Annotated in this window: 18 protein-coding genes; 4 read left to right on the top strand and 14 right to left on the bottom strand. The window is 37.9% G+C overall.

Translation table 11 applies throughout. The features are described 5' to 3' along the window. Positions 1-701: 701 nt before the first annotated feature. Together ACHUE4_RS11760 and ACHUE4_RS11765 are read right to left on the bottom strand one after the other, a co-directional pair. Entirely contained in the window at positions 702-4232 is a 3531-nt protein-coding gene (locus tag ACHUE4_RS11760; protein ID WP_394190241.1) for a DUF6359 domain-containing protein, read from the bottom strand. A gap of 317 nt (positions 4233-4549) precedes the next feature. Further along, positions 4550-4984 carry a transcriptional regulator gene (locus tag ACHUE4_RS11765; RefSeq protein WP_394190243.1) on the bottom strand — a complete coding sequence of 145 codons (435 nt, stop codon included), beginning with the start codon at positions 4982-4984 and terminating at the stop codon, positions 4550-4552. 922 nt (positions 4985-5906) lie between these two features. Here ACHUE4_RS11765 and ACHUE4_RS11770 point away from each other — a divergent pair. The 3 genes from ACHUE4_RS11770 (at position 5907) to ACHUE4_RS11780 (ending at position 10674) form a co-directional block, all read left to right on the top strand. Next, positions 5907-6311, top strand: coding sequence for a helix-turn-helix domain-containing protein (locus tag ACHUE4_RS11770; RefSeq protein WP_394190245.1), 405 nt, complete (start codon positions 5907-5909; stop codon positions 6309-6311). Between the two features lie 68 nt (positions 6312-6379). Beyond that, on the top strand, positions 6380-7936 hold the full coding sequence (locus ACHUE4_RS11775) for a hypothetical protein (protein WP_394190363.1): 1557 nt from the start codon (positions 6380-6382) through the stop codon (positions 7934-7936). After that, positions 7933-10674: a DEAD/DEAH box helicase gene (locus ACHUE4_RS11780; RefSeq protein WP_394190247.1), complete on the top strand. Its 2742-nt coding sequence runs from the start codon at positions 7933-7935 to the stop codon at positions 10672-10674. The genes ACHUE4_RS11775 and ACHUE4_RS11780 overlap by 4 nt, the downstream gene beginning before the upstream one ends. A 56-nt stretch (positions 10675-10730) precedes the next feature. Here ACHUE4_RS11780 and ACHUE4_RS11785 read toward each other — a convergent pair whose 3' ends face one another. Together ACHUE4_RS11785 and ACHUE4_RS11790 are read right to left on the bottom strand one after the other, a co-directional pair. Beyond that, positions 10731-10961, bottom strand: coding sequence for a hypothetical protein (locus tag ACHUE4_RS11785; RefSeq protein WP_394190249.1), 231 nt, complete (start codon positions 10959-10961; stop codon positions 10731-10733). A gap of 3 nt (positions 10962-10964) precedes the next feature. Next, positions 10965-11384 (bottom strand): single-stranded DNA-binding protein, encoded by a 420-nt coding sequence (locus ACHUE4_RS11790; protein WP_394190251.1) that lies wholly within the window; start codon positions 11382-11384, stop codon positions 10965-10967. A 265-nt stretch (positions 11385-11649) separates the two neighbouring features. Between ACHUE4_RS11790 and ACHUE4_RS11795 the strand changes: the two genes are divergently transcribed. Next, entirely contained in the window at positions 11650-12096 is a 447-nt protein-coding gene (locus tag ACHUE4_RS11795; RefSeq protein ID WP_394190253.1) for a YwpF family protein, read from the top strand. An 825-nt stretch (positions 12097-12921) separates the two neighbouring features. Here the strand turns inward: ACHUE4_RS11795 and ACHUE4_RS11800 are convergent. The 10 genes from ACHUE4_RS11800 to ACHUE4_RS11845 all read right to left on the bottom strand — a co-directional run bounded on the left by ACHUE4_RS11800 (position 12922) and on the right by ACHUE4_RS11845 (position 18837). Continuing rightward, entirely contained in the window at positions 12922-13083 is a 162-nt protein-coding gene (locus ACHUE4_RS11800; protein WP_394190255.1) for a hypothetical protein, read from the bottom strand. A 69-nt stretch (positions 13084-13152) separates the two neighbouring features. Further along, positions 13153-13431: a hypothetical protein gene (locus tag ACHUE4_RS11805; RefSeq protein WP_394190257.1), complete on the bottom strand. Its 279-nt coding sequence runs from the start codon at positions 13429-13431 to the stop codon at positions 13153-13155. An 86-nt stretch (positions 13432-13517) separates the two neighbouring features. Further along, positions 13518-13904 (bottom strand): hypothetical protein, encoded by a 387-nt coding sequence (locus ACHUE4_RS11810; protein WP_394190259.1) that lies wholly within the window; start codon positions 13902-13904, stop codon positions 13518-13520. 94 nt (positions 13905-13998) lie between these two features. Then, entirely contained in the window at positions 13999-14442 is a 444-nt protein-coding gene (gene fabZ, locus ACHUE4_RS11815) for a 3-hydroxyacyl-ACP dehydratase FabZ (protein WP_394190261.1), read from the bottom strand. 48 nt (positions 14443-14490) lie between these two features. Continuing rightward, the gene (locus tag ACHUE4_RS11820; RefSeq protein WP_394190263.1) at positions 14491-14781 is read right to left on the bottom strand and encodes a DNA-directed RNA polymerase subunit beta; all 291 of its coding nucleotides are present in this window, start codon (positions 14779-14781) and stop codon (positions 14491-14493) included. Positions 14782-14794: 13 nt separating this feature from the next. Continuing rightward, positions 14795-15634: a flagellar hook-basal body protein gene (locus tag ACHUE4_RS11825; protein WP_394190265.1), complete on the bottom strand. Its 840-nt coding sequence runs from the start codon at positions 15632-15634 to the stop codon at positions 14795-14797. 27 nt (positions 15635-15661) lie between these two features. Then, positions 15662-16498, bottom strand: coding sequence for a flagellar hook-basal body protein (locus ACHUE4_RS11830; protein WP_394190267.1), 837 nt, complete (start codon positions 16496-16498; stop codon positions 15662-15664). Between the two features lie 71 nt (positions 16499-16569). Beyond that, the gene (mreB, locus tag ACHUE4_RS11835) at positions 16570-17565 is read right to left on the bottom strand and encodes a rod shape-determining protein (RefSeq protein ID WP_394190269.1); all 996 of its coding nucleotides are present in this window, start codon (positions 17563-17565) and stop codon (positions 16570-16572) included. 273 nt (positions 17566-17838) lie between these two features. Beyond that, entirely contained in the window at positions 17839-18111 is a 273-nt protein-coding gene (locus ACHUE4_RS11840; RefSeq protein ID WP_394190271.1) for a sporulation transcriptional regulator SpoIIID, read from the bottom strand. A gap of 60 nt (positions 18112-18171) precedes the next feature. Further along, entirely contained in the window at positions 18172-18837 is a 666-nt protein-coding gene (locus ACHUE4_RS11845; protein ID WP_394190273.1) for a peptidoglycan DD-metalloendopeptidase family protein, read from the bottom strand. Positions 18838-18861: the final 24 nt, after the last annotated feature.

Raw genomic sequence — 18861 nt, forward strand, 5'->3', positions numbered from 1 at the left:
GAAATACTCAGTACATATGTCATACGATGCATAATTTTAAGGGATTTTGACGTTTTTTTACTTTATTAGGAGAAGTGAGACCTAACCCCCCTAGGCTAGGCAGATGGCTTTCTCCCATTCAATTGGCCATGTCTTGCGAATGGGGAAATAGGAATGAGATCTATCGAAATTTGCAAGATCTATGTATGGAATTAGCAATCTCTATAAATCTTCTACCCTAATGAAGAGGTTTATAGCTCATCTTTATTATATAAGGAAGAATCTTAAAATGGAATATATTACCTTAAAGTTGTATTTTGCCACTCCATACGACCCAAATTAGTATTTCGACCATCAAATAGGGCGGAAAATTGAATTTTGCCTATAGTCAATATAGTAATTTTAAAATTATATTAAAAAAACAAGTTTATTTTTTTATTAATATGGGCATTCTTCTTGTAACATTCAGTATTTTAATTCGTACAAATAGATATAAAAGGACCGTTCAATCGGAACAAATTAAGGAAAGGAAGTGACATCATGAACATTGAAAAGTTCTTATCAGTTAATAAAGAAGATATTGTCTTTGGCATTGTAGGTTCAAGTGTTTCCGTGCTGTTGTTATATATAATTTCTTCTATATAGGAGTGATAAATAAATGGAAAAGCCAACATGAAAGCCCTTCCCCGTTAAATGAACCGGAGAAGGGCTTATTTTCATGCTTATTTTGTTTTTACGATTGTAATAGCATCCGTATTTTTCACTTTAAATGTCCACTTCGAACCTTTTGATGTAACAGGAGCGTTTTTCCACTTTCCTTTTTCATCAAGCTCAAACGTTTTCATATGTCGGTGATCGATTGGTTCGCTGAAATTCCATACGAACGATAAATGTCCAGTTAGTTCAATTTCATCACCACTCGCATCTGTCATTTCAAATGCAAATGGATCCACCAATACGGTTTCAGAATGCTTGCCTTTACTACTTTCTACATATTCAGCGTCGGCCGTTTGGTCGTACGTAAATGTGACGGCACCGTCTGCTTCTTGTACTAATTTTGCTACGTGATTTGGATCTAGGTTCACTTCTAATTGTCCATAGTCAAGGACAACATCTTTGCCGGATTCCATTAATGAAGTTAATTTGTCTTCAGAAACAGCAATTGATGTTTCTTCAAATAACTCGTTTTCAGGAATCGTGATACGAACTTCTCCGTTTGTGATTTCCTCTTCCCATTCCCCTTCTTCAACCACACCGTCTGCTGGTTTTTTTAATGAAGTACGAATTAAAATCGGGTCATGGTCAGACGCGCGACCATGCTCTTCCATATAAAGTGCATTGATGTGAATCATATCAATCACTGTTTGATCAGCTAAGTTATTCGTTACTAACACATGGTCAAGAACTTGTGAGTTCCCTTGGTAATAGTAAGAGAAACGCTCTCCTGCTGGTACTTTTTCTACCATGTTTGTTAAAATGCCACCTTTAAGTGCTGCAAGAGCTGGTGTGAATTCGAAATCATTCATATCCCCAGCAACAATTACTTTTAAGTCTGGATTTTGTGCTTGCCCTTTTTTAATAAAGTCATTAATCATCGTTGCTAGTTCAATACGTTCAGCTTCTGAACCAAGATATGGTGGTTGGTTTTTGCCGAATAAAGGCTGGTCCCCACCTTTTGAGTTTAAGTGAGTCCCTATAACCACTACTTTTTCACCTTGGAATTCAAATTGTGCAGCTAATGGCTTACGTGTATTTTGTTGAGGTAAATCAAGAATGCGGCCAGGGTTTAATGTTAACTCCCCATTTTCCCAAGCAACCGCTTCAGTTGAGCCACCTTTTGTTCCTTCAGATAGTGAAACACGCTCTGGATTGTACAAATAGCCTACACGAATGTTACCGCCCGGCTGTCCGCCATCTTGATCATATTCTGGTGCTATGTCAGTCCATTCATAAGCTGGTCCACCTGCTGCAGTGATTGCTGCGATTAGACGTTCATAGCTAGCAGAAGCATCTGAGCTTCCTGAAGCAGTTGGTCCGTCATTATCTTGAACTTCTACTAACGTGATAATGTCTGGTGATTTCATGTTTTCTACGAACGATTTTGCGATTTTTTCCACTTTTTCATCTGGTGTATTGTTTGTATTTGTAGAGAAATTCTCCACATTATAAGCAGCTACCGTTAATTCATCTTCTTTAAATTCAATATCGGTCACGACATCTGGACGTTCTGAAACATTAAGTTCCGGAAGATCTGATTCTTCTGCCCAAAGCTTATAGTTACCAAAACCAAACCCGAATACGCCAACGATTTCTCCCGTATAGAAGTCTCCTGCTTTAGCAATATAGCTTTCATTATCAAAATCAACAACAATTCGTTCTGGGTTGTAATCATTTGCCGATAAATTAATACCGCCAAAGTCGTTGAACGTTGTATTCGAGTCACCTGAAACAACAATTACTTCACCATATTTTTGAGGTCCCACTACTTTTGCATTTGATACTGCAACACGCATTAACTCCACTGATTCATAAAAATCGATTCCATCTTCTGCTGGATCAAATAAAGTTAAACCATCGTTATCGATGATTTCAGTTGGTGGGAAAATGTCTTTATTGATTATTAATGGTGCTGGTAGTTCGTGAGTTCCATTAGCAACAGTAGTTGTTGCTCGAATTCGTGTAATAGGCAAATCATTATCTTTCATATCTGAATAGCCTTCGTAATACCATTCTTCAACAGTACCAGCGACTGTTACAACATCGCCTACTTCCATGCCATTCGCTGTCTTATTTACCATAATCGCTTCCGATGTTGTGTTGTCGTCATCTGGAGTGATGTCTTGAATCACAAAGTTTGCTGAGTTGTATAAATGAGTAACAACACCTGTGATTTCATTTACAGTTGCATCCGTGTAATCCGAGTAATGACCGCTTCCTTGAATATCGCGGATTTGAAGATCATTTACTTTCAACACATTGTAAGTGAATGAGAACACGTCAGACGTTGTATCACTTACAGCAATGGCTTTAATTGTTGTGTCTTTAGTTAATACAATCTTGCCTGTATATTCAGGACTTGCTGTTGTTGGAGTTGACCCATCAACTGTGTAGTGAATTTTGGCTCCTTCAATCGGAGTAATTAAAGCAATTTCAGTTCCTTCAGAAACTGTCCCTGGATAAATATCCGTGTAAACAGCGGGTTTATTCACCAAGTCAAAGCTCTCAAGACCTAAAGTTTTTACTTGATAGGTTGTATTGTATATAGAGGCTATACCTGAGATATTAACAAGTTCGCCTTCCTTATAACGTTGAGCAAATGTAGCATAGTCTAATCCATTACGGTTATCGTTTCGAATAACAACCGATTCACCGTTTTCATGAGTTGCAGTAAACTCGAACGTTCCGTAATCGTTTACTTTTTCTAAGTTAGTAATGACAACATTGTTCAATTGAATACGTTCACCTTGCGTCTCTTCATTGACACCAGCTGGCGTTATTTCTTGTGCAGCTGGTAAAGTGTTTCCTGATGAAAGTTTTGTGATTTTCGATGGTTGAATTTGAAGTTCGCCACTGTAAGGACTTACTTTTCCTTCAAGTTCAACAATGTCTCCTGGATTGACGTCAGCTGCTGTTGTATAAACGTAAATGCCAGCCGTTCCGTCTTGTATATAGAATGCTTTACCACCCCAGAATCCCATTCCTGTTGTAACTGTTCCAGTAACACTGATAAGTTTGTCAGTGTCTGTTACTGCACGAGCAGCAGCGATGTTTTCTAACACCTCAGCTTCAGGTGGAGGTGGTGGTGTCTCACCTTCCGAAATAATTGTAAATGCATTTGCACTTCTTAAACCAGGAACCGTAAAGTATGCACCAAGCGTTCCTGAAATCGTCACTTCGGCTTTGAAGTTTTGAGGGTTATCTACTAAATTGATTCCTGTACGAACTGACCCTGAAGGTAATTGAACAGGAAGAATCTTAGACGCATCCGTTTCATTTGGGTCGTCTGCTAATCCTAAATTAGTAGCGGATGTAAACGGTGCTTCTTGATCATAGCTTGTCCCGCTATTTGCGGTTCCTACAATAAAACCTTTAACCGTAGCCGCTCCCGAATTATTGGCTATAGCCTCTGCCACCGTTATCGGCTCGGCTGCTTGTACATTTGTTGAAGTAATAAATGGTGCGATTGTTGACATGACAAGTAAAAATGAGAAAACGATTTTACTAAAAACGCTTGTCCAATTGCTTTTTTTCATCTACTTCCACTCCTCGACGATTAGTTTTTACACGATCTGATTCTATCAGACGTTTACTATGGGAATATAAATGTTGTGTAAACTTATTGTTATGATTGACTAGAATGAAATATTCCCTATTAAAATAAACTCCATCTACTAGTGTAAATTTTCTGAGAACTTTTTATAAGGCACTCATTACCTTATTTTGAATGCATGCCAAATAGCACGTTAGTTGTAAAAATTCTACAAATAACAACACAAAAACACCTATCGTTTTTTAACATTCGATAGGTGTTTCTACTCAGTATGAAATTTCAATGTCATGGCCTCCACGGTTATTGAATTAGTTTTTGAAACAAGCCTTCATCTCTATTTGCTAGAGCGTAATCTATCATTCGATCACGGTATCCCTCTTCTAAAGAATGAATTGCTTCTCCCGCTTCTTCTAACACGTCGGACATAATTTCTGAATCCTCCATCTTTCCATGTTGCAAAATTGTTTGCAAATGAATATGGATATCTGACACAAGCAATAATTGATAGAGTGGTAAGCGGATAAAGCGATTTCCTTTTTGGAACACAAACACTTCTGACAAATTTTCCACTTGATACGTATTAAGATTTACAATGATTTCTTTTCCTTCTACAGGAATGAAGTGAAATAACTCTTCATCTTTTCGAATTGAGAAATACTGATAGGCAAATACCAGTTTCATTGTTTGACCTTCCTGCTTTGTATAAAACGGTTTCATTAATTGAACATGTAACATTTGTTCCCCCTCCTTTTTTAGCAGAATATTCTGATTACTATTAGTTTATCACACTATACCCTAAAACGTGCAGGATAAATCTAGAAAATTACAGTTTGAAATGAAATAATTTGAGACTATCAAATTATTTATTCCTCACCCCTTATAATCTATGAATCATATTACAAGTTATGAAGAAAGACCATTTAAGTGGATGCCGCTTTAAGATGTTTCCGAGGAGAAACTACAAAATAAAAACAAGTTAATAGGTTCTGAGTATTCCTTTAGAGGTCACTGTGACCTTTTACATTATCAAAATAAAAAAAAACTGTAACCAAGCTACTCAATAAGCGCTTGGTTACAGTTTGACCTACCTTCAATAGACCGAAGTGTGGATGACTTATTTTCCCGGTCTCCCACATGTGAAAAATGCAATTGACTGGGTATGATATTGAATTAAAAATCCGGTTAAAATATTTTTTAATAATGCAGGAATTTGATCATCTAATTTTGAATTACTTTCAAAAGAACAAATACTATTTGTGAAATCAATTTCTAAATTCATTATGGTACAACAATCGAAGTTCATCGTATGTATGATTGTTTTTCCATTCCCCTTACACTGAACGATTGTCGACTTCCTTTTCCCTTTAGGAGTCACATAAACGAGGAACTCCTGACGACCAAACTGATTTCTCTTTGAACTCTTTTCTAATCCCGGTAATTGCACTTCATAGCGTGGGCATACAATCAACCTTTCCGTGGCAAATGTTATTAGTACATTAATAACAAATATTAGAATATTTGTTATATTCAATCATATCAAAAATCCTTTATTTCCGAAATAGAATTTCCATTGTAGAAATAAGAATTTCCAATTCTTCATTTTCGCATTTTAAAGCCATTGTTTTTTGTATGGTTTGTGTTAAAAGGTGGAGATGAAATGGAAATTTATCAACTAATTGTTCAGTACAGAGATATGTCTGGAATGAGTCAGATTGAGGCGGCTAAGGAGTTAAGTATTACCCCTTCTGCATTATCAAAATACGAGAATAACAATGCACAAATTTCAATTAAAATGTTCGTGCAAATGTGTAAGATTTACGGGATTCCAAAAGATGTTTTTGTCAATGCACTTCTCCATCCTGAAGAATTGACGATCAGAAACCTTCCTATTGCTAAGGAAAAATCAGATGATTACGATGAATTTTCTACTGATCATATTTTGGATCTGTATAAGGCCAATCCAATTTACTTTCAATATTTCCATGTATTTAATGAACTACCGGCCGATAAACAAGAGCCTTTTATTCAAATGTTGAAATCATTTATTGCATTTCAACGCTAATTCTTTCCTCATTCATTTACGGATGCACCATTTTACCCGTATAATGAAAGGAAAGTTTTTTTTTGGAGATGTTATCTTTGACGCAATCCTTATTTAATTTAACTGTGCGTTATCAATCGCAATTAGAGCGATGGATGGCGACAATATATGATACATTGCATCCTTCTCATTCGGAAGATGAGGAGCTTGTCCGACGTGCCGCCTTTATTGTTCGCAATGGGGCTATTAAAGTTACCAATTACGACCCTTATAATCATCGAATTGACGGAGTTGTCCAAGATGTCGTTCCTGTACAGGTTCGTCTCTTAATTACCGAAGAAGCGTCATTTTGTTCATGTCCTGCTGATGAGTTTTGCAGACATCGGTTAGCCGTTATTTTTAGTTTGTATCAGCAAAAGTCATCTTTATCCGATTGGCTACAGCAATGGCGTCTTAAGAAAACCGAACAACTATCTTTATTAGCAAATGAACGGACACCTGAAAGTTGGAAGACGGTTGTTGAAGCTACTTTTCACGCAGTCTCTGCAGATGCTAATTGGAAAGAAAGATATCGTATAGACTATTCCATTCAAAACATTCAACAGCGAATTAAAAAATTCACACCTTTTGAACGGGAATGGCAGCCCTTATACCGTCTATTCACTAGTACAGTACTTTTACGAATTCTCCTTACCCAAATCGAAGAAAATGAATTGTTCCATCTAAGAACTACTATTCAATCAGAGATCGAAAACATTCAACATGAAATGCAATCTCTTGCCAATAAACCGCGATTATTTGCAGCTGATCCTTTTTACGACTCACTAGCAAAGCAAATTCGAGAAATTGCACAAAATACGAACGGACTTTTCGCTTTAAGATTTCAGTTAGTGCGCTTATTTTGGGAACATCTATTTACTGAGAAGAAAATGCGTGAAAATGAAATCGCCTTTTTCGAAACGAATCGAAGTGATTCTTCTCTGTATTTAGCGCTCTTCTATGTTCTTCTACAAAAAAAGGATTCACTCGAGACTCTTGTAGAAGACATTAACTCTTCACAGTTAGTCGAATGGATCTATGTAGCAAAACTTGCAGAGTCATTGAACGATCCAGATTCATTGCAAATTTTGTTAACAGCAATTCGTCCTTTTATACACGAATTTGTTAATTCGAGTTTTTCACCTTGGAATCGATCACAGATCATTTCTCAGTTGTATGGTTTATATAAGCAAATTGAAATGCCTGACGATCAGCGAGAAGAATTGTTTTGGCAATTCGGTTCATTTGGATTACGTGCATACTCTGACTTCTTAATTGACCAACAACGTTTTGATGACTGGGTTGCTTTACACCATCGATTCTCCTCGACACTGGATTACGCAGAATCGTGTGGAATGAAAACGGTCATTCAAGAATCGCCTGAGAGTACATTACCTCTTTACCATGTATTAGCTATTAAAGAAGTGCGTGAAAGAAATCGTCATAGCTATAAACAAGCAGTGCGCATATGGAAGAAGATGAAAGCGGCTGCGAAGAAAAGTGGAAAAGTAGATTATTGGAATTCCTATGTACAGGAAATTCAATCAAAATATAAGCGTTTACGCGCACTACAAGAAGAGATACAGAAAGGAAACTTATCATTATGAAAAACAATCCTTCTCGTGTATCACCATTCTTAAAACAACTGCATATCTCGATTGAAACGAGTGACGAAGGCACTTTTACTCTTCATGCATACAACGATGAGGGGATGCGCTTATTTGTGGAGCAATGGGTTCCATTTTTAACATTTCGACATGAAGCTTCCTTTTATGGATTACATCATGATGAAGCGGCTCATTTTACTGCTCTCGATATGATTGAAATGTTTTCAAGTGATACAAAGCACCCATTTGTCCAAGTTAATGGTCATTCACCAAACGATCAAGAACTATTGGCTTCACTTGAGAAAACAGCAAGTGCATGGAATGACGAAAACTTGTGGGATTCCATTACTTTGGATGAGAATCGATTAATCATTGACTATCCTGAGTTATCTGATTCAGGACAATTTGTGTTATCACGTGCTATTCAGCAAAAGCTTTATGGTGCTGGATTAACAATGACGGATATTCCAAGCCTGTTGCCCTTCTTTAAACAAGGTGGCTGGCCAATCAAGTCGAAAAACCAACAATCAGATGTTGTAGTAGCAATTCGATTGAGTGAACCTGAATCACTTTCAGAAGACTGGCAGTTAGAGACTGTTGTACGTGGTAAGAAAAGCTCTGTTCATTGGACTCCGCCATTTAGAAAAAAACAGGCAGATATAGCAGACGCCTTACCTGAGAAATGGAGAGAGTTCGGAACTTTCATTCAAACAACGCAAGAACAAATGATTGATTTGTTAAATATAGAAGCTGATTCAAACAAGTTTCTTTCGAAAACTTTATCAGACTTAGATGTTCGTGCATTTTTAAGGGATGATGCTGCTCGATTACAAGCATTAGGTTTTGACGTAATTTTACCTTCATGGTTGAAAGCTGTTAAAGAGTCAAAACTTCGAGTTAAGTCAAATGCTAATACAACTTCATTTAAAACCACGGCAGGTTTAAATGAAATCCTGACATTCGACTGGCACTTCTCTTTAAATGGCCAAAAGATATCAGAAGATCAGTTTAAGCAAATGGTTGATGAAAATCGCGAATTTATTCGCGCCGGTAATGAATGGTTCAGAATTGATTCAACGTGGATGCATGAAATTAGAGCCTTAATGGATCAAACAGACTCTGAAAACTGGACTGTTAAGGAGTTATTATTCCGCGAATTACCTGAGGAACTAACGCTAAATCCAGATGATTTAGAAGAAGAGGATGATCCGTTATTTCAATTTGAATTAACTCAATCTCTTCAAAGGTACCTAGAACAATTGCAGGATAAAAAAGGATTACCAACGACAACGGTCTCCCCTCTTTTATTAACTGATTTACGTCCTTACCAGCAACAAGGATTTGACTGGCTCGTCTTTATGCGTGAACAAGGATTTGGTGTGTGTTTAGCTGATGATATGGGATTAGGTAAAACCGTACAGCTCATCGCTTATTTGTTGCATATACACCGCACACAATCCGTCCAGGAACCTTCTTTTATTATTTGTCCGACTTCTGTTCTAGGAAATTGGCAGAAAGAACTGGCACGGTTTGCGCCTGATTTACGTGTTCACGTACATTATGGTCAACTTCGTTCTAAGGATGAATCCTTTGCATCTGAGTTAGCACAAATTAAGCCAGATGTCGTTTTAACCACTTACGGAACTGCTTCACAAGATGCTGAATCATTATGCGAAGTAACTTGGGCAAGCGTGACTTTAGATGAAGCTCAAAATATAAAAAATATGCACACGAAGCAATCTCGTGCGATTCGCAAATTACAAGGTGCTCATCACTTAGCACTTACGGGGACACCAGTAGAAAATCGATTGTCAGAGCTTTGGGCTATTTTCGACTTCATTTATAAAGGTTATTTAGGCAATTTCCGTAAGTTCCAAGAAGGGTTTATTGCCCCAATTGAACGAGATGAATCAGAAGAACATAAACGAAAGTTACGTGCCAAGATACGACCATTTTTAATGCGTCGAACGAAACAAGATCCAGATTTGTTATTAAATTTACCAAACAAACAAGAGCAAAGAGAGTATTGTCCATTAACGACAGAACAAGCTGCTTTATATGAAAGTTTAATACAGGAAACGTTGTTTAAACTCGAAACTCTGACAGGATTCGAGAAAAAAGGACTTATTTTAAAGATGTTAAGCAAGCTGAAGCAATTGTGCAATCACCCAGCTTTGTATTTGAAAGAGGGATTTGGGCCAGCCGAGGATATGATGGAGCGATCTGAAAAATTAGCTAGAATTGTTACGCTTGCGGCTGAAATCGCAGCACGCGGTGAGCAATGCCTCATTTTCACACAATATATTGGAATGGGTCATTTACTCCAACATTGTCTATCTGAGCTGTATGACATTGAAACGCCATTCTTAAGTGGAAGTATGCCAAAGCAACAACGAGATAACTTAGTTGAAGCATTCCAAGAAAAAGAATTTCCCGTCTTCCTACTGTCATTAAAAGCAGGAGGAACTGGTTTAAATTTAACGGCTGCAAATCATGTCTTACACGCAGATCGATGGTGGAATCCAGCTGTTGAAAATCAAGCGACTGATCGCGCTTACCGTATTGGACAAACTAAATTTGTTCATGTTCATAAGTTCGTAACGATTGGAACGATTGAAGAAAAAATCGATAAATTGTTAAGTGATAAACAAGCATTGTCTGAAGATCTCATTCAATCAAGTCAATGGATTACAGAACTTGATGACAATGATTTACGTGATTTATTAACATTGGGATAGTTTTATATTTGAAACCGGCCGTGCTTCTATCGGCCGGTTTTCTCTCGATTTAGATGCTATCTTTCTCTCGGAATCGTGATTAAGGGTTCTTGAAGTTGTCTTTCAAGAACTTGGATGCGCTCATTCAAATTCGCTATGATACGAATCATTTGTGTCATATGTAATTCCATTCGAATGAGATGTTCAGGAGAACCTTTCATATTGGATGAATTCCTTTCTTCTTGTATAGAAGTATCGTGCAATTGATTTTCAAAATAACCAGCGGTGCGGTCTACCGCGGTTTTCATGCATTAAGTTATTGGTAATTCACGTTGTTCTTCTTCTGTGAAAACAAAATCATTTGGAAGTTCTATCTCTGGTACTGATGTCGTCGCATCGAGTTTGTTTTCTACTTTTGGTTTTGTGGCTAGGAACTGAACTTCTTCACCGACAACTTCCGTAACAAATACTCGACTCCCGTCTTCTTTTTGATAAGATCTGGATTGTATTCGCCCACTGACTCCAATCAAAGATCCTTTCCCACAATACTTAACGGTGTTTTCGGCCAGTTTACCCCAAACTGTACACAAAACAAAATCGGCATCTTCACCTTTCTGGTTCTTAAAAGTCCTCGTAACAGCTAAAACAAAACTCGCTTGAACACGACCTTCAGACAACTGTCTTAACACTGGATCCTTCGTAATTCTGCCAATCATCCCTACTTGATTCACTTATTCACCTCCCTCCTTCGCTATATTTCGTATCTTATCGACAACCTTAAATTGTGTGCAACTAGGCAAAAATTTGTTTTGCCTAGTTTTCCGCCTCTAATAATTCCATTTTCAGCTATGCTTAAAAAAGGTTTTATTGGATATTCGCACGTGAGAGTAAGGTTAAGTGGTTTTTTGAAATGACGAAGTTACCCAATTCCTCAAGTTTTTTAATCTTGTGATATAATAAACATACTTAACACTACATGAAAGGCTGTGATATTTGGTGAAAACGTTTAAAATGTTGTCTATGACAGTGGTTCATAACGATGAAATTCTTCCGATTCCACTTGTGGATGGCATTATTATTAACCAAGAAAACAGCCATCGAGCGTGGATTTTAGAAATGTATATTGATAAGAACGACAGTACTTTTTTTGAACAATTTGAAGAGTCAAAAGAAGTAATTGATGTAAAAGTAGTTATTTCATATCCAGAAAATGAACCTGCTACCTTCGAAGTCGTAGTATATTCGATCAAAAAAATTGGTGACTATGTTTCCGTATTATTAAAAGGGACTTTAAAAGTCGTAAGACGCAAATATGCAGAACAATTACTAAGTGAACTCATTTCAGACGGATTATCCGGAGACGAACTTGTGTCCCGCTTCGAAGCAGATATGCGCTCTCGACCACAACTAAAAAAAGATTTAGCTAACCAGCAAAAGGCATAACACTCGACATGGTGTTATGCCTTTATTTTTTTCAATAGATAACAATTACAACTGAGATTGAGACAACCAAGATTGCTAGATTCTTAACTGAGCAACTGGCCCACCAACAGAAATACCCGCGGAGCTTTAGCGAGCGGGGCCTTTTTGTTTGGAGATGCTATGTAAGATAATTCACTTTGAACAATTACAACCGAGAATGCTTTTTTTCTAACTGAGATCTCCAATTTTCTAACCAAGAACCCAACAGTTTTAACTGAGCCAGTCATTCATAACTTAAAACACTTGCCCAAAGCTGGCTAGCAGGTCCATACATCTCTTTTGCTCGCCAACTAATGTCATGACTGCTTAAATAGGAATGCACGCTGTGCTTAGCATCCTTTGCTAAATGCCAAATCTTCTTTAACGATCACAATTACAACTGAGATGGCTGTTTTTCTAACTGAGATGGTGAAAATTCTAACTGAGATCCCCAAAATTCTAACCAAGATCGCTAAAATTCTAACTGAGCGACTGCTCACCAACAGAAACACCCGCGGAGCTTTAGCGAGCGGGGCCATTCAAAATCATGATATGGACTGCCAGCTATGCCTGGCAGTCGTTTTTTGTTTGGAGATGCTATGTAAGATAATTCACTTTGAACAATTACAACCGTGAATGCTTTTTTCTAACTGAGATCTCCAATTTTCTAACCAAGAACCAAACAGTTTTAACTGAGCCAGTCATTCATAACTTAAAACACTTGCCCAGAGCTAGCTAGCAGGTCCATACAGCTCTTTTGCTCGCCAACTAATGTCATGACTGCTTAAATAGGAATGCACGCTGTGCTTAGCATACTTTGCTAAATGCCAAATCTTCTTTAACGATCACAATTACAACTGAGATGGCTGTTTTTCTAACTGAGATGGTCATTATTCTAACTGAGATCCCAAATTTTCTAACCAAGATCGCTAAAATTCTAACTGAGCGACTGATCACCAACAGAAACATGATTTAATCTCCGATTACTCAAAAAATGCCACTGAAATTAATTCAGTGGCATCGCTCAATTACTATCCATTATTGATCTTTATCGTCTGCATCACGCGCATCTAAGTCATCTTCAAGAATTTCCTCTTCTTCTGTGTTTTGATCTTGCATCATGTCTTTGTCTTCATCAAGATTTGTATCGTTATTTTCCGGATTTACGTCGGTTCCATTATTATCTTCAGGGACCATTTCTCGTTCTTCTGACATGTCTTCCATTGGGGTTTCATTTGTTTCGGGTAAGTCGTCGTTATTACAACCTACAAGCATGAGTGCACTCATTCCGAATAGGATTGATGCTTTTTTCCACATAAAAAAATTCCCTCCTTTCTCCGGTTCATTCACCACACAGTGTGTGATTCATGGTAGGTTGCCCGGGAAAGGAAGGAACTATCCGATTATGCGTTTTGTTTTTCTTTTAAAAGTGATTCTACGTATGCCGCTTCTGCTTTACACGCATAATCATAGTGAGTGTTCATTTCTTCTTGCATCATTTCAATGTTTGCAATTTGTTGTTCAGACGGTGGCTCATTCAAAATTTTGTCGATGACTTGATTCATTTTTTTAGCAACTTCCTCGTGAAATGCAGGACTTTGTTTGACTTCATCTGATACTTTATCTGTCCATGTTGCAGACTCATTAATATACGTACGCCATGCATGAATGAAATCTTCCATTTGGAATCGATTTTCATCCCATGCGATGGATGCCATATAATTTTCAAAAACCGATGTGATGGAACGAGTGATACTACTCTTTACTCCAGCTGATAATTCTTTATACATGAAGCGTTAACCTCCTACGATGAAAGGCTACACCGTCTGTTGTTAGTATTCCCGCAGACAGCCAGCATTAAACAACTCATAATTATATGTATTTTTATTTTTCTGATTGGACAACAGGTCCAAGTGCGAATAAAATATCAGTTTCGCAAGCGATTTCTCCATCTACAGTAGCGATGGCATGTCCTTTACCCATTGCTCCACGAAGTTTTACAAATTCAACTTCTAAACGAAGTTGGTCACCTGGAACAACTTGGCGTTTAAAGCGGCAATTATCAATTCCTGTTAGAAATGCTAATCTGCCTTTGTTTTCTTCTTTATTTAATAAAGCTACTCCACCTACTTGGGCAAGAGCTTCAACGATTAATACACCAGGCATTACTGGGTATCCCGGGAAATGACCATTAAAGTAATTTTCATTAATCGATACATTCTTTATTCCAACAGCACGTTTCCCATCCTCGATTTCGATGATGCGATCAACAAGTAAAAAGGGATAGCGATGTGGTAAAATCGCTTGGATTTGTTCAGCTGATAACATTGTTATTCCCCCACGATTTTTATTTCATCCAGCATGTGCAAGTTATTTTCACTTGCCTTTCATGATATCTAAAATGTGTTGCCATGTTTCCCATTTAAGGGCGTTCTTTGGTTCACCGTCACCAATATAGCCGTAGCCAATCATCAAGCCGGCTGCAATAGCACCAGAAAGCAGAGCCAATACGAGAAGAATGCGTAGCCAAATCGGAAAGAGACGAATTTGAACCCACCATGTTTTGTTGATCTCGCCCGACTCCGCTTTGGCAGCTTGATGCTGTTTTCGCTTAGACGCGTTTGATGTATGCTGAACCTTTTGTTCGTCCTTTACTTCATCCGTCATTCGTTAGTTCTCCTTATCGAATCCCGTTTATGAGTCCAAGCATTTGATCTGCCATGGTCACTGCACGAGCATTAAATTGGTAAGAGCGTTGCGTACTTATTAATTCTGTAAACTCTTTGGACATGTTGACATTTGATGCTTCAAGCGTTCCATTTTGCATCGCTATTTCAGCACGATCTGCCCCTTGTAAATTTGTTAAGATATCTTGCTCGGTAACACCCAGCTCATCTAAATTTGTAGGCAAGCCAAGATAAGCAGCCGATAAGTTTTCCATGAATTGAGGTTTTTGTAATACGGATACCGCCAACTGCGTTTGCGTTGTTGTGCCATTTGGATAACTAACCGTTAAATTACCACCATCAGAAATTGTGAATTTCGATGCATTTTCATCTAATACAATCGGTGCACCTTCTGAGTCAGCTACCGGATAACCTTCGCCATTAACCAGCATGAGTTGGCCGTTTTCCATAGGTGACATATAGAATGCACCTTGTCTTGTATAGACTGTTTTTGTACCATTTGCTTCGTCTGGCATTAAAATATTAAAATATTGCTTTGGTTCTGAAAAAGCAAAGTCTAATTCACGGCCTGTTGGTTGAAGTGTACCTTGCTTCCAATTCATTTCAGCTTGTCCAAGTACTGCACCTACGCCATATCGAATACCTGTAGGTGATTGACGAGGAGCACGATCCAATTTGTCATTATTGAATTGCTGATACAATAATTCATGGAATTTCACATCGCGCGCTTTGTAACCAGTAGTTGCTGAGTTGGATAAGTTATTCCCGATTGTATCTAACTGCTGTTGCAATTGAGACATTGTATTAGTAGAAGTTATCATCGTTCGAAGCATAAACAATTGCCTCCTTTTCTATAGGTTTTAAACGCGTCCAATTTCGTTCACTGCTTTTTCCATACTGCGATCATACGCTTGAAGAACTTTTTGGTTTGCTTCAAATGCACGATAAGCAGTTAGCATATCCGTCATTGTGCGTGCAGAATCCACGTTGGATCCTTCCAAAAATCCTTGTTGCATAGAGAAGGTTGCTTCTGGTGTTGTATAAGCAGAAGGTAAATTAGTTTCATCTGCTGTTCTAAATAATCCATTATCCTCTTTTAGTAATGCTTGAGGATTTTCTGCAAATGAAATGCCAATTCTATTAACTTCTGCGTCATCTACTAAAATACGTCCATCCGCTTCAACCGAAAAATCATCATTTTGAAGTTGAATACGTGTACCTTCATCGGAAAGAACATACAGCCCTTGAGGATTCACTAAAAATCCTTGACCATCTAATGTGAAATTCCCATTTCGAGTATACGATTCACCTTGTCCTTGGTTTTCTAAGCGAAATAAAAATGCTCCGGGTTTCCCTGTAGCGGGATTCATTGGCACATTTCCATCGATTAGTGCAACATCTGTTGTTAACTCAGTTTCATTTATCTGACCTTGGGTAAATAAAGGGAGAGTTTCTTGCATGTAAACTCCTGCGTTAATGGCACCCACACGATTCATCGTTTTTAATTGAAGTGGATCGTCGGTTGGAATTTGTGTATTTCCTAATCGAGACATTAACATATCTGGAAACGAACGGATGACAGATTGGTCCGCTTTATAACCAGGCGTATTGGCATTTGCCATATTGTTTGTTAATAGTTCAGTTCGGCGTTGTTGAGCAATCATGCCAGACGCCACAGTATAAAATCCTCGGAACAAAATCGTCACCACTTTCGAGTTAGTTATGTTAATTATACAAATAAATTCTTATGCCACACAAGGGCAGTTGGTCATAGTCGGCTTGAAGCTTTTCCGATATTGTCTAACATAATCCCGGTTCCAATCGCCACACAGTCCATAGGATGTTCTGATAGGAAGATTGGTACTTTCAGTTCTTCAGCAAGAAGTAAATCAATTCCGTGCATTAATGCTCCACCGCCAGTCAAAATAACACCGCGGTCGATGATGTCTGCTGATAATTCAGGAGGCGTTTTTTCTAACACATTTTTTGCCGCTTGAACGATCATTGAAATGGATTCTTTCAATGCCTTTTCAATCTCTTCTGAACGAATGGTAATTGTACGTGGAAGCCCCGTAATCATATCACGTCCACGAATATCTAATTCTTCATGACGACTTCCTGCAAACACAGTTCCGACCTTTATCTTAATATCTTCAGAGGTACGTTCACCAATCAAGAGTTTATATTCTTTTTTAATATATTGTAAAATATCATTATCAAAAACATCGCCAGCAACTTTAATCGATTCAGATGTTACGATGTCACCCATTGAAAGAACAGCAATATCCGTTGTTCCCCCACCAATATCAACAACCATATTACCCGTAGGTTGGAAAATATCCATCCCAGCACCAATCGCTGCTACCTTTGGCTCTTCTTCTAAGTATACTTTTTTACCACCAGATTTTTCAGCGGCTTCACGAATGGCTTTTTGTTCTACACTTGTAATGTTCGTTGGACAACAAATCAAAATACGTGGCTTTGAAAGGAAACCTCGAACATTTAATTTATTAATAAAATATTTAAGCATTGCTTCTGTAATATCAAAATCAGCAATAACTCCGTCTTTTAACGGACGAATTGCAACGATATTACCCGGTGTACGACCGACCATTTGTTTTGCTTCATTTCCTACTGCTAATACACGTTTCGTTTTCTTATCAATCGCTACTACAGAGGGTTCGTTTAAGACAATCCCTTTTCCTTTTACATAGATAAGTACATTTGCCGTTCCTAGGTCAATCCCAATATCTTTAGCAAACATGAACCATGTTTCTCCTTCCCAATTTCCCTTTATATGTATAATCTCTTTTTTACGCTACTAACTGAATATTTTATCATAATACTCAATTAAATACATCCTTTTTCCCAGTATTAATAGATTTCTTACACCCTAAATGAACTGCAAAACCGGTAGCATAAGGTTTCTACTCCTTAAATCATTTCCTCCTATATGAATAGATATATAGAATTCTAATGATTCCAACAAATCATACATTCATACTTTCCACATAAAAATGCCATGACGTATATTCCGTCATGGCATTTCTGTTGCGGTTTCTTCTTTTTGCTTCCACATTTGTTTTGTTGCTTCTCCACCTCTTATATGTCGGATTGACTTATGGTAGGCGAGAATTTCACTTACTTCATTTGCAAGACTTTCATTGACCAGTCGAAGTCGTTCGGTTAAATCTTTGTGCACCGTACTTTTGGAATAGCCGGTACTTTTTGCAACTGCCCGAACAGTTAATCCTGTTTCTAACACCATTTCACCGAGTCGCAGGCAGCGGTTTCGAATTTGTTCGTGCACGACCGCATCCTTTCTTTCCTGTACGAACTATTTCTACACCATATGCCTATTTCTCCGTGATTAGAACGCTAAATAGTCTCTAGGATTTACAGCTTCCCCATTTTCAAGTACTTCAAATTGTAAATGGATTCCTGCAGTTGGGTTCCAATCATTTTCAATTGTCGTTGCCATTACTTGACCTTGTTTTACCACATCGCCTTTTTTCACAAGGATCCCACTTAATGAACGATATTTAGTTATTAATCCATTTTCATGCTTAAGAACAACTTCATCACCTGTAAACGGATCAAGATTCACTTCTTCAACCGTTCCAGACAGTGCCGCTAAAACCTCAAAAGGTTGTCCATCCATTGAAATGGATAGTCCACTGTTTGTAGCATACGTTTGATTAAACACGAGTAATGAGTTTTCACGTGTTTCTTCGTCCGCTGTCACATCATAGAAGTCTTGTATTACGGTCATTTGATCTAATAAATCTTCATCAAATGGAAACTTAACTGTTTCATTTTGAGCATTTACCGCTAGATCCGTTTCATCTGATCCGTCGACACCCTCAGTTCTTGGCCAATCTCCAGCCACTTCATCATCAGTGTTTACATACGCATTATAGCCCCAAATCATCCCAACGAATAACAATGAGAACCCTACGTATATTGCCGGCCAAAGCCAACCTTGTTTTTTATTCTTTTTCGGTAGAGAAGGATTATTAGATTTTTCCTCTCGCATGTTCATCACCTCTAATTGCTAGTG

This window comes from Paenisporosarcina quisquiliarum (assembly GCF_043641925.1).
In the GTDB taxonomy this organism is placed as follows: Bacteria; Bacillota; Bacilli; order Bacillales_A; family Planococcaceae; genus Paenisporosarcina; species Paenisporosarcina quisquiliarum_A.

Coding starts and splice junctions, on each gene's coding strand:
- ACHUE4_RS11780 (WP_394190247.1), top strand. CDS start 7,933: ATGAAAAACAATCCTTCTCGTGTATCACCATTCTTAAAACAACTGCAT.
- ACHUE4_RS11810 (WP_394190259.1), bottom strand. CDS start 13,904: ATGTATAAAGAATTATCAGCTGGAGTAAAGAGTAGTATCACTCGTTCC.
- mreB (WP_394190269.1), bottom strand. CDS start 17,565: ATGTTTGCTAAAGATATTGGGATTGACCTAGGAACGGCAAATGTACTT.
- ACHUE4_RS11760 (WP_394190241.1), bottom strand. CDS start 4,232: ATGAAAAAAAGCAATTGGACAAGCGTTTTTAGTAAAATCGTTTTCTCA.
- ACHUE4_RS11805 (WP_394190257.1), bottom strand. CDS start 13,431: ATGTGGAAAAAAGCATCAATCCTATTCGGAATGAGTGCACTCATGCTT.
- fabZ (WP_394190261.1), bottom strand. CDS start 14,442: ATGTTATCAGCTGAACAAATCCAAGCGATTTTACCACATCGCTATCCC.
- ACHUE4_RS11845 (WP_394190273.1), bottom strand. CDS start 18,837: ATGCGAGAGGAAAAATCTAATAATCCTTCTCTACCGAAAAAGAATAAA.
- ACHUE4_RS11775 (WP_394190363.1), top strand. CDS start 6,380: ATGTTATCTTTGACGCAATCCTTATTTAATTTAACTGTGCGTTATCAA.
- ACHUE4_RS11785 (WP_394190249.1), bottom strand. CDS start 10,961: ATGAAAACCGCGGTAGACCGCACCGCTGGTTATTTTGAAAATCAATTG.
- ACHUE4_RS11765 (WP_394190243.1), bottom strand. CDS start 4,984: ATGTTACATGTTCAATTAATGAAACCGTTTTATACAAAGCAGGAAGGT.
- ACHUE4_RS11825 (WP_394190265.1), bottom strand. CDS start 15,634: ATGCTTCGAACGATGATAACTTCTACTAATACAATGTCTCAATTGCAA.
- ACHUE4_RS11770 (WP_394190245.1), top strand. CDS start 5,907: ATGGAAATTTATCAACTAATTGTTCAGTACAGAGATATGTCTGGAATG.
- ACHUE4_RS11800 (WP_394190255.1), bottom strand. CDS start 13,083: ATGTTTCTGTTGGTGATCAGTCGCTCAGTTAGAATTTTAGCGATCTTG.
- ACHUE4_RS11820 (WP_394190263.1), bottom strand. CDS start 14,781: ATGACGGATGAAGTAAAGGACGAACAAAAGGTTCAGCATACATCAAAC.